The organism is Methylobacterium sp. 092160098-2 (assembly GCF_028920805.1).
Classification (GTDB): Bacteria; Pseudomonadota; Alphaproteobacteria; order Rhizobiales; family Beijerinckiaceae; genus Methylobacterium; species Methylobacterium fujisawaense.
In genome coordinates, this window is record NZ_JAQPZJ010000001.1 from 1,453,157 (window position 1) to 1,467,359 (window position 14,203).

Sequence of the window (14,203 nt, forward strand, 5' to 3'; positions counted from 1 at the left end):
TCCAGGATGACTCGCCATGAAAACGCCGACCTGCCCGGCGAGGGAGAGACAAGATCAATCGAGCGCCGATTGTGAGGCCCCCGTCGTGAAGTATGTCCGTTGGCGCGCGTCCCGCCTCAGTCTCCTGTGCGGGCTCGCGATCCTCGCCGCGGCGCCGGCCCGGGCCGTCGAGACTGCCGCCGTTCCCGACGCGGCCGCCATCGCCCCGGCGGTGACCGTCGTGCCGGCCGAGAGCCGCGAGATCGTCGAGCGGGCCGTCGTCACCGGCACGCTGGTCCCCCGGGACGAGATCCTCGTATCCCCCGAAGTCGAGGGCCTGCGCATCACCGACCTGCTCGTCGAGGAGGGCGACCGCGTCACCAAGGGGCAGGTCCTCGCCAAGCTGTCGCTGGAGATGATCGCCACGCAGGAGGCCTCCAACGCCGCGGCGATCGCCCGGGCCGAGGCGGCCATCGTCCAGGCCCGGAGCCAGATCGTCCAGGCGGAGGCCGCCAACGTCGAGGCGCGTCAGTCCCTGGAACGCGCCCAGGCGCTGGCCAAGACCGGCAACGCCACCGCGGCCGTGCTGGAGCAGCGCGTCTCGGCGGCCCAGGGGGCGGAAGGGCGCCTCGCCGCCGCCAAGGGCGGTCTGCAATCCGCCCAGGCCGACCTCGCCACCGCCCGCGCCGCGGGCTCCGAGATCGCCCTGCGGCGGGCCCGCACCGATATCCGCGCCCCCGAGGCCGGAATCATCAACCGCCGCACCGCCCGGATCGGGGCCACCGCCACCGCGGCGGCCGAGCCGCTGTTCCGGCTGATCGCCCGGGGCGAGATCGAGCTGGAGGGCGAGGTGCCCGAGACGTCCCTGGCGCGCCTCCAGGTCGGCAATCCGGCGAGCCTCGACCTCGACGACGGCCGCCGCCTCGCCGGCACGGTGCGCCGGGTCTATCCGGAGGTCGACCGGGCGACGCGGCTCGGCAAGGTGCGCATCCGCCTCGGCGACGATCCGGCCCTGCGCATCGGCGCCTTCGCCCGCGGCAACGTGGAGATCGCGCGCCGTACGGGCATCGCCGTGCCGGTCTCCAGCCTGCTCTACGCCGCCGACGGCCGCGCCAGCGTCCTCGTGGTGAAGGACGGGCGCGTCGAGGCGCGGCCCGTGACCACGGGCCTCTCCGCCGAGGGCTTCACGGAGATCCGCGCGGGCGTCGCCGCCGGCGAGAGCGTCGTGGCCCGCGCCGGCAGCTTCCTGCGCGACGGCGACCGGGTACGCCCCGTGCCGGCTGCCGCCAGCAGCACGCCGATCGCCGACGCGGCCCCGCGGTAGGACGAGTCGAAGGATCCGGCCATGCGCCTCAACGTCTCCGCCTGGGCGATCCGCAAGCCCCTGCCCTCGGTGGTCCTGTTCCTGGTCCTGATGATCCTCGGGCTGGTGAGCTTCCGCTCGCTGCCGATCACCCGCTTTCCCAACATCGACATCCCGATCGTCTCGGTGACGATCACCCAATCGGGGGCGGCCCCGTCCGAATTGCAGACCCAGGTGACCAAGTGGGTCGAGGATTCGGTCGCCGGCGTGAAGGGCGTCAAGCACATCCTCTCGACCATCACGGAGGGGACCTCGACGACGACGATCGAGTTCCGCCTGGAGGTAAACCAGGATCGGGCGACCAACGACGTCAAGGACGCCATCGCCAAGATCCGGCAGAACCTGCCGCGCACCATCGACGAACCGATCGTCTCCCGCGTGGAGATCGCCGGCCTGCCGATCATGGTCTACGGCGCCTCCGCGCCCGCCATGACCCCCGAGGACCTATCGTGGTTCGTGGACGACGTGGTCGCCCGCGGCCTGCAGAGCGTGAAGGGCGTCGGCGGCGTCGAGCGCCTGGGCGGCGTCGCCCGGGAGATCCGCGTCACCCTGAAGCCCGACCGGCTGCTGGCGCTGGGCATCACCGCCGCGGACGTGAACCGGCAGCTGCGCCTGACCTCGGCCGACATGGCCGGCGGCCGGGCCGAGGTCGGCGGCCAGGAGCAGTCGATCCGGGCGCTCGCCGCCTCGGCGAGCCTCGAGACGCTGGCCAAGACCTCCATCGTCGTGCCGGGCAACCGCAAGGTCCGCCTCGACGAGCTGGCGACCCTGTCCGACACCGCCGAGGAACCCCGCACCTTCGCGCGCTTCAACGGCGAGCCGGTGGTCGCCTTCGCGATCTCCCGGGCGAGCGGCGCCAGCGACGCCGACGTCTCGGTGGGCGTCGCCAAGAAGATCGCGGCGCTCCATGCGGCGAACCCGAACGTGCGGTTCGACCTGATCGACACCAGCGTCGTCAACACGATCGGCAACTACCACTCGGCCATGATGGGCCTGATCGAGGGCGCAGCCCTCGCGGTCGTGGTGGTGCTGCTGTTCCTGCGGGACTGGCGGGCGACGCTGATCGCCGCCGTGGCGCTGCCGCTCTCGGTGCTGCCGACCTTCTGGGTGATGAGCGCACTCGGCTTCTCGCTCAACGCCGTGAGCCTGCTGGCGATCACCCTGGTCACCGGCATCCTGGTGGACGACGCGATCGTGGAGATCGAGAACATCGTCCGGCACATGCGGATGGGGAAGTCGCCCTACCGCGCGTCTCTCGAGGCCGCCGACGAGATCGGGCTGGCGGTCATCGCCATCACGGCGACGATCATCGCGATCTTCTCGCCGGTCTCCTTCATGGGCGGCATCGCCGGCCAGTATTTCAAGCAGTTCGGCCTGACCATCGCGGCGGCGGTGTTCATGTCGCTGCTCGTGGCGCGGCTGATCACGCCGCTGCTCGCCGCCTACTTCCTGCGCGACCACGGGCCGGACCACGAGCGGGACGGCTTCGTGATGCGCGGCTACACCCGCCTCGTCGCCTGGTCGGTCCGGCACAAGTTCATCACGCTGGTGCTCGGCATCGCGTGCTTCGCCGCCTCGATCGCCTCCACGGGCCTGCTGCCCGCGGGCTTCCTGCCGGCGGAGGACCAGGCCCGCACCCTGTTCGTGGTCGAGCTGCCGCCGGGCGCCCGGCTCCCGGACACGGTCCGGGTCACCGACCGCATCGAGGAGAAGATCCGCGCGCTGCCCGAGGTGAAGAGCGTGTTCGTGGACGGCGGCCGCCAGCTGCCGGCCAAGAAGGAGGTGCGGCTCGCGAGCCTGACCATCAACCTCACCCCGAAGAACGCCCGCCACAAGACCCAGAAGCAGGTCGACGCCGAGGTCGCGGCGATCCTGCGGGAGGAGCCGGACCTGCGGTTCTGGGCCCTGCGCGAGGGCGGCCAGCGCGATCTCGCGCTGATCATCGCCGGCCCCGACAAGGCCGTGGTGGCGGAGGTCGCCGCCAAGCTCCAGCGCGAGGCCCAGCGGGTCCCCCACCTCGTCAACGTCATGTCGACGGCGCCGCTCGACCGGACCGAGGTGCGGATCCGGCCGAAGCCCGCGGTGGCAGCCGACCTCGGCGTCAGCACGGACACCATCGCCGAGACGGTGCGGGTCGGCACGATCGGCGACATCGGCATGAACCTCGCCAAGTTCAACGCCACCGACCGGCAGGTGCCGATCCGCGTGCAGCTGCCCGAGCGCCTGCGCGGCCGGCTCTCCGATCTCGAGACCCTGAAGGTGCCGGTCAAGGGCGGGGCCGCCGTGCCGCTCGCCACCGTCGCCGATATCAGCCTCGGCCAGGGCCCGACCGGCATCGACCGCTACGACCGCGCCGTGCGCGTCGCCCTCGAGGGCGACATGCAGGGCACCGATGCGCTCGCCGAGCTGATCACCCAGGTGATGAACCTGCCGACGGCCAAGAACCTGCCGCCCGGGGTGACGATCAGCCAGACCGGCGACGCAGAAGTCATGGGCGAGGTGTTCGAGGGCTTCGCGCTCGCCATGGGCGCCGGCCTGATGATGGTCTTCGGCGTGCTGATCCTGCTGTTCGGCAACTTCCTGCAGCCGCTGACCATCCTGTTCTCGCTGCCGCTCTCCATCGGCGGCGCGATCCTGGCCCTGCTGATCTGCCACATGCCGATCTCGATGCCGGTGGTGATCGGCATCCTGATGCTGATGGGCGTCGTGACCAAGAACGCCATCATGCTGGTGGATTTCGCCGTGGAGCAGATCCGCGCCGGCGTCGACCGGAACGTCGCCATCGTGGATGCGGGCCGCAAGCGCGCCCGACCGATCGTGATGACCACCATCGCCATGGCGGCCGGCATGGTGCCGTCGGCGATGGCCTACGGGATCGGCGGCGAGTTCCGCTCGCCCATGGCGGTGGCGGTGATCGGCGGCCTGATCGTCTCGACGGTGCTGTCCCTGGTCTTCGTGCCGGCGATCTTCGTCCTGATGGACGACCTGTCGCGCCTGCTGAAGCGCCTGTTCGGCCGCTTCGTGGGCGAGCGCGACGACCCGGAGGATGCCACGACCTTCGACCCGGCCCATCCGGCCAACGACGGGCATCCGCTGCCGCCGCGGATCGCCGCGGAATAGGCCCCCCGCGGCGCGGTGCATTGCGTCCCGCGCCGCGATGGGCTGTGACTCCCCCCATCGAATCAACGGAGACGCGCTAAACGATGTCGGGTGGTCACGGGGCGATCGAAGGGTCGAACAAGCGCGTGGCGCTGCTGATCTCGGTGCTGGCGCTGTTCCTCGCCTTCAGCGAGACCCTGGGCAAAGCGTCCCAGACGGAGTCGATCGGGGCCAATGTGGAGGCCGCAAACCAATGGGCCTATTTTCAGGCCCGCACCATCCGCTCCACGGTGCTGAAGACCGCCGACGAGGCCCTGGCCCTGCTTCCGCCGGGACCGAACCAGGACGCGATCGCCGCCAAGCGTGCCGAGTGGGCCAAGACCCTGACGCGCTGGGAATCCGAGCCCGCCACCGGCGAGGGGCGCAAGGAGCTGACCGCCAAGGCCCGCGCTTCGGAAGGCCGGCGCGACCTCGCGCTGCTGCGTTACCACCATTACGAACTGGCCTCGGCGGCCTTCCAGATCGGCATCGTGCTGGCATCGGCCGAGGTCATCACCGGCATCACCCTCTTGGTCTTCGCCGGCGGTTTCCTGGGTCTCGCCGGAGCCGCACTCCTCGGCTTCGGCTATCTCGCGCCGCATGCCCTGCCGTTCTTCCACTGAGGAATCGCCCCGCGAGTCAGCGGCGTAACGCCACCCTCGCGTCCGATTGATCGGCCGCGCCCGTCCATGGGCTGGACGCGCGCGCCGGAAGCTGATCGTTTCGGCACATTCCAGGGGGGAATGATGTCAGCTCATTCGGAAGACCAGGGCCGCCTGACGCGGCTCGCCAGCGCGATCTTCCTGCACACCGAGCACGCGATCTACGCGGCGCTCGGTCTTCTGCTCGCCCTCACCGCCATTGTCGCGCTGGTCGATGCCGCGGGGCTCACCTGGGAGGCCATGCGGGCGCTCGGCGGCGCCCAGCAGATCCTGGAGGTGATCGACCGGCTGCTGTTCCTGCTCATGCTGATCGAGATCCTGCACACGGTGCGGGTCTCGATGCGGTCGGGCACCCTGACCTGCGAGCCGTTCCTGATCGTCGGGCTGATCGCCTCGATCCGGCGCGTCCTGGTGATCACGCTGCAATCCTCCGAGATCATGCACGCCAAGGACTGGTCGCCCGAGAAGCAGGCGCTGTTCCAGGCGTCGATGATCGAACTCGGCGTGCTGGCGGGGCTGATCCTCACGATGGTCTTCGCGATCTTCCTGCTCCACCGCGCCCGCGACGACGGGCGGCCGGCCGGCGAGGAGAAGCCCGCCGGCGAATCCTGACGCGGCTCACCCGCTCCGGGTCGCTTCGCTCCGTCCGCGATGACGGAGCGAAGGCCGCATGCGTGCTCAGTTCATCCGCAGGATCGCCGCGTTGAGGAGCGTCGCGAAGCCCACCCAGGCGGCGTAGGGCACGAGGAGCCATGCGGCGATCCGGTCGAACCGCCAGGCCAGCCGGATGGTCCAGAGCACCATCACGAGCAGCATCGCGACGACAATGAGCCCCGCGCCGATCGCGTGGGCGGTGAAGAAGACGGGCGTCCAGGCGGCGTTGAGCACCAGTTGCACCAGGAAGGCCGTCAGGGCGAGCCACCAGCCCGTGCGGCTCGGTCCGGTGCGCGGCATAGTGCCGAGCAGCCGCCAGAGTGCGATCGCGATCATGGTGTAGAGGATCGTCCACGCGACCGGGAACACCCAATTCGGCGGGTTGAAGACCGGCTTGTTCAGGCCGGCATACCATCCCGGGATCTCGGCCTGGGTCGCCATCGAGCCGACCACCGCGGTGGCCGCCACCGGCAGGATCGCGGCGGCGAGCCGTAGCCAGCGCGACAGAGGCGCCCCCTGGGGGACGTGTATGGCGGCCGTCATGATCGTTCGTCTCCACCGGGCAGGGCTTGCGGGCGTGGCTTGCAGGCGCGGGTTGCGGGCGTGGCTTGCCGGGGCCAACGCGCCGTGGCACGCGGCCGTCTCCATCCGCCGAGAATCGCCAGATGTCACTGCCTAACGCGCCGCAGGGTCCGTCGGATAGCCGCAGCGACGCTGCGCCGGGATTCACGCCCCGAACCCTCGCGGCCCAGGCCATGGGCCGGATCGAGCCCGGGACGCGGGCGGTGGTCATGCCGCTGCACGTCTCGACCACCTTCATCCGCGATCCCGACAACGGCTACAGCTCCGGCTACAGCTACGCGCGGCCCGACAACGCCACGGTGCGCGAGGCCGAATCCGTCCTGGCGATGCTGGAGGGTGCGGAGGCCGGCGCGCTGCTGTTCGGCTCCGGAATGGCGGCGGCGACCGCGGTGTTCGGCGCCCTGGAGCCCGGCGACCACGTGGTCGCCGGCACGGTCATGTACTGGGCGCTGAAGCGCTGGCTGCGCGAGGAGGCGCCCCGGCGCGGCCTGACGCTCACCTTCGTGGACACGGCCGATCTGGATGCCCTGCGCGCCGCGGTCGCGCCCGGCCGGACCCGGCTCGTCTGGATCGAGACCCCCGGCAACCCGCTCTGGACGGTCACCGACATCGCCGCCGCCGCCGAGATCGCCCACGCGGCGGGGGCACGGCTCGCCGTCGATTCCACGGCCGCCTCGCCGGTGCACACGCGTCCCCTGGAACGCGGTGCCGACATCGTGATGCACTCGGCCACGAAGATCCTGAACGGCCATTCGGACGTCGTGGCGGGCGTGCTGGCGGGCGCGCGGGCCGACGCGTTCTGGGATCGGATCCGGGGGATCCGGGCCGGCAGCGGCGGCATCCTCGGGCCCTTCGAGGCCTACCTGCTGATGCGCTCGCTGCGGACCCTGCACCTGCGGGCCGCGGCACAATCGGCGGGTGCCCTGCGGCTCGCCGAGCGCCTGAGCGGGCACCCACTCGTGACCCACGTCCTCTATCCGGGACTGCCGGACGATCCCGGGCACGCGATCGCCCGCCGTCAGATGCGGGACGGCTTCGGCTTCATGCTGTCGATCCGGGTGGCCGGCGGCGAGGCCGGCGCCATCGCCACGGCGGCGCGGGTGCGGCTCTGGAAGCGGGCGACCTCCCTCGGCGGCGTCGAGAGCCTCATCGAACACCGCGCCTCGGTGGAGGGCCCGGGCAGCCCCTGCCCGCCGGATCTCCTGCGCCTGTCCACGGGCATCGAGGACACGGAGGACCTGTACGGCGATCTCGACCAGGCTCTGCGCAGCGCCCACGGGGGCTGATTGTCGAGGGCGGTTGGTGCCGAACGGGTTCCTGGCGCGTTGTGCCGGCAGTTCCGACGGCGCACGCCGCCACAGATCGCGAGTCCGACGACATGACGACCCGTTTCCGCGCGATGGTCCCCGGCACCTTCGCGCTGCTCACCCTGGCGCTCGCCCCGCTCCCGGCGCGCGCCGACGCCGTCCCGAATCTCGATGTCGAGCGGACCTGCCAGTCGGCGCAGGTCACCAACACGTCCATCAGCGACAAGGCGAATTACGACGGCTGCCTCCGCTCCGAGCGCGAAGCCCGGAAGGAGGCCGAGCGGCACTGGAGCAGCTACACCCCCGCCGCCAAGCGCCAGTGCGAGGATCAGTTCAAGGCAGGCGGCTATCCGTCCTACGTCGAGATGGTGACCTGCCTGGAACTCGCCTCCGGCACCGTGCCGACGCAGAGCGACGAGGGCGGCCGCGCGGTGGGCGGTCCGGGCTCGCCGCGGGACGTGAAGGTGCAGCGCGAAGGCGCCGCCAGCCTCACCAAGGAGCCGCCCGCGAGCCAGCGCACGGATCCCATGAAGGTGCTGGAGAACAAATAGGCCCGCGCGCCGGAGACCGTCCCGGCCGCGGCGGGCGCCGACGAGCCATTCTCCCGGCGCCGAGGCATAGGACCGAGGCGGCGTGCTAAGGGCGGTCATCCCCGCCTTCCCGCACGCCGCCCGGATCCGTGAACGCCCTCGCCATCATCGCCCCGATCTTCGGGATCGTCCTGATCGGCTGGGCGGCAGCCCTCGCGGGCCTTCTCTCCGACAAGGTGAGCGACGGTCTGTCGGAATACGTCTTCGCCGTCGCCGTCCCGGCCCTGATCATCGCCACGCTGACCAAGCCCGGCATGAGCGGGACCGTCACGTGGTCCTACTGGGTCGCGTATTTCGGCGGCGCCGCGATCTCGTGGTTCGTGGGCACGCTGATCGCCCGGCGGCGCGCCGGGATCGAGCGGCGGGGCGCCATCCTGCACGGCTTCGCGGCGAGCCAGTCGAACACGGTGTTCGTCGGCGTGCCGATGATCCTCCAGGCCTATGGCGAGGAGGGCGCCTTCCCGCTGTTCATGCTGCTCGCCGTCCACCTGCCGCTGATGATGGGCAGCGCCACCTTCCTGATCGAATCCGATTCCGGCCTGCCGGTCCTGGCGCGGATCCGGGGGCTCGCCCTGGTGCTGCTGCGCAACCCGATCTTCGTGGCGCTCCTGATCGGCATGGCGATGAAGGGGCTCGGTCTCGCGCCGGTCGGCATCGCCCGATCGCTCATCGACGCCTTCGCGGGCACCGCCTCCACCTGTGCGCTGGTGGCGCTCGGAGCCGGCCTGAAGCGCTACCGGGTGCTGTTCGACCTCAAGGGCGCCCTGGTCATCGCCCTCCTGAAGAACCTCCTGCACCCGCTGGCGGTCTGGATCCTGGCCTTCCACGTCTTCGCGATGCCGGCCGCCTATGCGGGCGTCGCGACCCTGTTCGCCGCCATGCCGGTGGGGATCAACGCCTACCTGCTGGCGGCGCGCTACAAGACCGAGACCGGGATGGTAGCGGCCTCCGTGCTGGTCTCGACCCTGCTGGCGCCGCTCACCACCCTGGCGTGGCTGATGCTCCTCGGCCGGGCGTGACGGCGGCGCCCCGGCGTCACCGCGCGCGTTGGACCGGGCGTTTTCCGGGTCTAGGGTAGGCGCAAGCGCGGGTCCGCGAGGCCCGGCGCATCCCTGCAGGCGAGGAATTTCGATGAACGCTCCGATGCGCCCTCCGGGCAGCGCCTCCCCGTCGGCCCCGGCCTCGCCCCGCTTCGTCTGGGACGATCCCTTCCTGCTGGAGGATCAGCTCACCGAGGATGAGCGGGCGATCCGCAACGTCGCCCAGAGCTTCGCGCAGGAGCAGCTCCTGCCAGGGATCGTCGAGGCCTACGCGAACGAAACGACCGATCCGGGCCTGTTCCGCAAGATGGGCGAACTGGGCCTCCTCGGCGTCACCCTGCCGGAGGAGTATGGATGCGCCGGCGCGTCCTACGTCGCCTACGGGCTGGTGGCGCGCGCCGTCGAGGCGGTGGATTCCGGCTACCGCTCGATGATGAGCGTGCAATCCTCCCTCGTGATGTACCCGATCCACGCCTACGGCTCGGAGGAGCAGCGCCAGAAGTTCCTGCCGAAGCTCGCCTCGGGGGAATGGATCGGCTGCTTCGGCCTCACGGAGCCCGATGCCGGCTCGGATCCGGCCGGCATGAAGACCAAGGCCGAGAAGATCGACGGCGGCTACCGGCTCACCGGCGCCAAGATGTGGATCTCGAACGCGCCCTTCGCGGACGTGTTCGTGGTCTGGGCGAAATCCGACGCGCACGAGGGCGCGATCCGCGGATTCGTCCTCGAGAAGGGCATGAAGGGCCTGTCGGCTCCGACGCTCAAGGGCAAGCTGTCCCTGCGCGCCTCCACCACCGGCGAGATCGTCATGGAGGGCGTCGAGGTCGGCGAGGACGCGCTGCTGCCGAACGTCTCGGGGCTGAAGGGGCCGTTCGGCTGCCTCAACCGGGCGCGCTACGGCATCTCCTGGGGCGCAATGGGCGCCGCCGAGGATTGCTGGCACCGCGCCCGCACCTACACGCTGGAGCGCAAGCAGTTCGGTCGCCCCCTGGCGCAGACCCAGCTCGTCCAGAAGAAGCTCGCCGACATGCAGACCGAGATCGCGCTGGGCCTCCAGGCCTCGCTGCGGGTCGGGCGGCTGATGGACGAGGGCAAGATGGCGCCGGAGATGATCTCGCTGGTCAAGCGCAACAATTGCGGCAAGGCGCTGGACATCGCCCGCACCGCCCGGGACATGCACGGCGGCAACGGCATCATGGGCGAGTACCACGTGATGCGCCACGCCCAGAACCTCGAGACGGTGAACACCTACGAGGGCACCCACGACGTCCACGCCCTGATCCTGGGCCGGGCGCAGACGGGGCTGCAGGCGTTCTTCTGAGCCCCGGGGGACGCGCCTGCCAGCCGATCCCGCTTCTGAGGTGCAGCGGAACCGCCTCGAAAGCGGAGTCCAGGGATCGCGGCGCCGTGCGGACTCCGCCTTCGAGGCATTAGCAGCGCTCCGGCGTCTCAGGATGCGGGCGCGGGCGGGATGAGTTCGGCCCGATGGGACGGCGTCACTCCCCGCCCTCCTCCCCGCCCAGCGACCATTCCAGCACCCGGGCGAGGTGATCGTAGGCACCGTACTTGCTGGCGTATTGCGGATAGGGGCGCGCCGTATAGGCGGCCTCGCCGGTCATGAACCGGGCGACCAGACCCCGCAGCCGCTCGGCATGCTCGGCCACGATCGCCGCGACGGCGCGCTCCTCGCCTCTCGGCGGCTTCACCGGCACCGGCACGAAGGGCTTACGCCCGCCCGAGGCGTGGACGTAGAACAGGTCCGGCGTCACCGTCACGGCCGGCAGATCCGCGAAGGCGCCGTGCATGAGCATCGCGGCCTCCAGGGTGAGCTGCGGCGAGAAGCCGGAGAAGATCTGCTTAGCAGAGGGCGGCGTGCCGGTCTTGTAGTCGACGATGCAGGCAGTGCCGTCCGGGCGCAGCTCGATCCGGTCGGCCCGGGCGCGCAGCGTGAAGGTCTCCCGGCCCATCGGGATCACCCAGCGCCCGGAAACCTCGGGGTGGATCCGGCTCAGCCCGGGCCGGCGCTGCGTCTCCCAGTCGAGATAGGCCGCGGCCATGCGCTCGTAGCGCGGCCACCACTCGGCGTAGAGGTTCGGGTACTCCGCCTCGATCTCCGCGAAGGCGTTCACCGCGAGGTTCAGGAGGCGCTCTGCCGGATCCGGGGGCAGATCCTGCGGATGCCGGCGGGCGAACTCGGCGAAAACCTCGTGCACCAGGGAGCCGCGGGTCGCGACGCTCGGCGCCGCCGCCAGCGGATCGAGAGGGTCGAGCCCGAGCACGTGGCGGGCGAAGATGCTGTAGGGATCGCGCACAAGCGTCTCGATCTCGGTGACGCTGAGGGAGCGCGGAAACAGCGCCGGGTCCGGCTTGGGCGCGGGGCGCTTCAGCCGCGGCTCCGGCGGGGCGGCGTCGAGCCGGGCCGCGAGGCCGTTGAACCGGCGCCCGGCGTCCAGGACCGTCTCCCAGGTTGCGTCGCCCGAGAGCGCGCGCAGGCGCTGGATCAGCCGCGACGGCACGGTCGGCGCGCCTTCGCGCTTCAGGGCCCGGGTGATCACCGCGTCCCGGCAGCCCAGCGCCTGCACGAAATCGTGGGCCATCTGCCCGATCCGCCGCTCGGGCGGGTTGAGGCCGACCCGCTCGCGCATCGGCCGGTTGAGGAACGAATCGGTCAGCGTGCGCACCGGCCAGACGCCCTCGTCGAGCCCGCCGAGCACCACCCGGTCGACAGAGAGCAGGCGCGCCTCCAGCAGGCCGAGGATGCGCAGTCGCGGATGCGGCGCCTCGCCCGAGCAGGCGACGGTGCGTTCCCGGGCAAGCGACGTGAAGAAGGTGGCGTAATCGTCGAACCGACCCGGCATCAGGTCGGGCTCGGCCATCTCCAGATCGTCGAACAGGGCGTCGAGGCAGGACAGGGATCCGTCCGGCTCCTCCTCGGGGGCGTCCTCCGGCCCGGCGATCAGCCGGTCGCAGGCCTCCCGATGGCGTGCAGCCGTCGCCACGAGGTCGCACGCCCCCGTCCCGTCCGGGCCCGGGAAATCCCGGAACACCAGATCCAGCCGGTCGAGCAGGTCCGCGGCCAAGTCCCAGTCGATATCCTTCAGGCGGCGTTTGGCCCGGGGTCGGCGCTCGGGCGGTCCGGCGCGCTCGGCGGCGAGGGCATGGCGCAGGCCGTCGAAACCCGGGGCCGGAACCGGGCCACGCAGCAGCCCAATCTCCAGGGCCGCGGCACCCCGGACCACCTCCGCGCGTGGCAGACCAAGATGGACCATCGGGTGCGAGAGCAGCGCGATCAGCCGGGCCGGGATCGTGTCCGCCTGGCTGCGGGCGAGATCGGCGGCGAGTTCCGCGGCGAGCCGGGCGAGCCGCCCGGCCGGGCTTCCGGCCAGGGACAGGCCGGCGGAATCCTCGGCGACGATGCCCCAGCGCAGGAGTTCGACGGCGACCCGGCCGGCGAGCCCCCGGTCGGGCGTGATGAGGGCCACGGTGGCGCCGGGGGTCTGGAGGGTCTCGCGCAGCGCCAACGCCGCGACCAGCGCCTCCTCGCGCTCGTCGGCGGCCTCGGCCAGCGCCAGTCCTTCGAGGCCGCGCCGGGCGACGGTGTCGCGCTCGGCCGGGTCGAGGGCGGCCCAGGCGTCGGTCGTGTCGGCCGGCCGCAGAGCCTGCGACAGGAGCGCGGCCCGCGCAGCCTGGCCGGCGTCGGGCGCGCCGAGGGCGACGATCTCCGCGCGGTCCAGGTTGAGGTTCTCAGGCCCGAGCAGCCGGTGCAGCACCGCCTGCGGGTGGCCGTGCGCGATGACGCGGGAAAAGCCCTCGCCGGTGTCGATGCCGTCCCAGCCGGCCGCGTCGAGGTCGAGGTCGAGCCCGGGCAGCACCACCGCGCCCCGCGGCAGCTTCGCTACGGCGGCGATGAGGCGGGCGGTGGCGGGGACCGAGCCGAGCGAGCCGGCGACGATCACGGGGTCCGGCGTCGCATTGCGCGACAGACGCCGCTCCTCGGCGAGCACGAGGCCGCGGGCGCGGGCGACGGGATCGGCGAGGCCCCGCTCGGACAGAAGCTTCGGCCAGTTCTCGGCGGCGATCTTCACGAAGTCGAGGGTCAGGCCGAAGTAGCGGGAATATTCGGCCTCGACGGCGGCGCCGATCTCCGACCAGGGCAGACCCTCGACGGTGAGGGCGTCCATCAGCCGTTCGAGATCACCGGCGAGGCCGACCGCGTCGGCCGGGGAGGACGGCACGAGGAACGGCACCTCGGCGTCCAGCGGCAGCAGGGTCCGGTCGACGGTCTTGGCCCAGGCCTGGACGAGGCGGGCGAGGATCAGCCGGCGCTCCAGCGGAGGCATCGGCGCGCTCAGGGGATCGGCGTTGGCCTCCAGCAACGGCTCGGCGGCGAGGTCGAGTTCCGCCTCGTCGGCCTCCCCGAGGGGAATCATCCGCGGCAGCAGGGTGGCCCGACCGGGCGCGTCCCGGCCAAGCCTCTCGGCCAGGATCGCGCCGAGCGCCCGGGCGGCGCGGCGGGTCGGCAGGTAGATCGTGACGGCGGCGAGCGCCAGCGGATCGTCCGCGACCGGCCCGACGAGCCGGCCGGAAAGCAGCGCCTCGGCGAGCGTCGGAAGAAACGGGACGCCGCGGGAGATGGTGAAGACGGCGTGTCGGGCGGGCATGGGCGGGCTTCTACGCCCGCCGAGGCGGCTCGGACAGGGGGCGCGGGGTCGAGATGCGGGGATCGGACGGGTCTCCCACGCGCCCTTCCCCTCTGCGGGCGACCGGATTCACACCTCAGTCTGGCAGCACGGGCACAGGAGGACGCGCGGGTCCCCTCCCCCACGCGGGAAAGGGGGGCGCGTCGGGCCCGGTCCGGGCCGATGGGCAAGCACCCTAGCCCCCACGG

The 14,203-nt window shown here is 71.7% G+C and carries 10 protein-coding genes; 8 read left to right on the forward strand and 2 right to left on the reverse strand.

Features of this window, described 5'->3' with window-relative positions; genetic code table 11:
* The first annotated feature begins 16 nt into the window (after positions 1-16).
* The 4 genes from PQI07_RS06825 to PQI07_RS06840 all read left to right on the forward strand — a co-directional run bounded on the left by PQI07_RS06825 (position 17) and on the right by PQI07_RS06840 (position 5,754).
* Positions 17-1,303, forward strand: coding sequence for an efflux RND transporter periplasmic adaptor subunit (locus tag PQI07_RS06825; RefSeq protein ID WP_043353353.1), 1,287 nt, complete (start codon positions 17-19; stop codon positions 1,301-1,303).
* 21 nt (positions 1,304-1,324) lie between these two features.
* The gene (locus tag PQI07_RS06830) at positions 1,325-4,462 is read left to right on the forward strand and encodes an efflux RND transporter permease subunit (protein ID WP_043385575.1); all 3,138 of its coding nucleotides are present in this window, start codon (positions 1,325-1,327) and stop codon (positions 4,460-4,462) included.
* A gap of 83 nt (positions 4,463-4,545) precedes the next feature.
* Positions 4,546-5,103, forward strand: a complete 558-nt coding sequence (locus tag PQI07_RS06835) for a DUF4337 domain-containing protein (protein ID WP_043385577.1) — start codon at positions 4,546-4,548, stop codon at positions 5,101-5,103.
* 123 nt (positions 5,104-5,226) lie between these two features.
* Positions 5,227-5,754, forward strand: coding sequence for a phosphate-starvation-inducible PsiE family protein (locus tag PQI07_RS06840; RefSeq protein ID WP_043353367.1), 528 nt, complete (start codon positions 5,227-5,229; stop codon positions 5,752-5,754).
* A gap of 66 nt (positions 5,755-5,820) precedes the next feature.
* Here PQI07_RS06840 and PQI07_RS06845 read toward each other — a convergent pair whose 3' ends face one another.
* Positions 5,821-6,339 carry a TspO/MBR family protein gene (locus PQI07_RS06845; RefSeq protein ID WP_182591248.1) on the reverse strand — a complete coding sequence of 173 codons (519 nt, stop codon included), beginning with the start codon at positions 6,337-6,339 and terminating at the stop codon, positions 5,821-5,823.
* A gap of 122 nt (positions 6,340-6,461) precedes the next feature.
* Between PQI07_RS06845 and PQI07_RS06850 the strand changes: the two genes are divergently transcribed.
* The 4 genes from PQI07_RS06850 to PQI07_RS06865 all read left to right on the forward strand — a co-directional run bounded on the left by PQI07_RS06850 (position 6,462) and on the right by PQI07_RS06865 (position 10,636).
* Positions 6,462-7,664: a trans-sulfuration enzyme family protein gene (locus PQI07_RS06850; RefSeq protein ID WP_111473433.1), complete on the forward strand. Its 1,203-nt coding sequence runs from the start codon at positions 6,462-6,464 to the stop codon at positions 7,662-7,664.
* A 92-nt stretch (positions 7,665-7,756) separates the two neighbouring features.
* Positions 7,757-8,236, forward strand: a complete 480-nt coding sequence (locus PQI07_RS06855; RefSeq protein WP_274926333.1) for a hypothetical protein — start codon at positions 7,757-7,759, stop codon at positions 8,234-8,236.
* Positions 8,237-8,364: 128 nt separating this feature from the next.
* Positions 8,365-9,294, forward strand: coding sequence for an AEC family transporter (locus PQI07_RS06860; protein ID WP_043760196.1), 930 nt, complete (start codon positions 8,365-8,367; stop codon positions 9,292-9,294).
* Between the two features lie 112 nt (positions 9,295-9,406).
* A complete protein-coding gene (locus PQI07_RS06865) occupies positions 9,407-10,636 on the forward strand; it encodes an acyl-CoA dehydrogenase (protein WP_182591252.1) in 1,230 nt (409 codons plus the stop codon).
* Between the two features lie 175 nt (positions 10,637-10,811).
* On the opposite strand, the gene addB is transcribed toward PQI07_RS06865, so the two are convergent.
* The gene (addB, locus tag PQI07_RS06870) at positions 10,812-13,976 is read right to left on the reverse strand and encodes a double-strand break repair protein AddB (protein WP_043760192.1); all 3,165 of its coding nucleotides are present in this window, start codon (positions 13,974-13,976) and stop codon (positions 10,812-10,814) included.
* Positions 13,977-14,203: the final 227 nt, after the last annotated feature.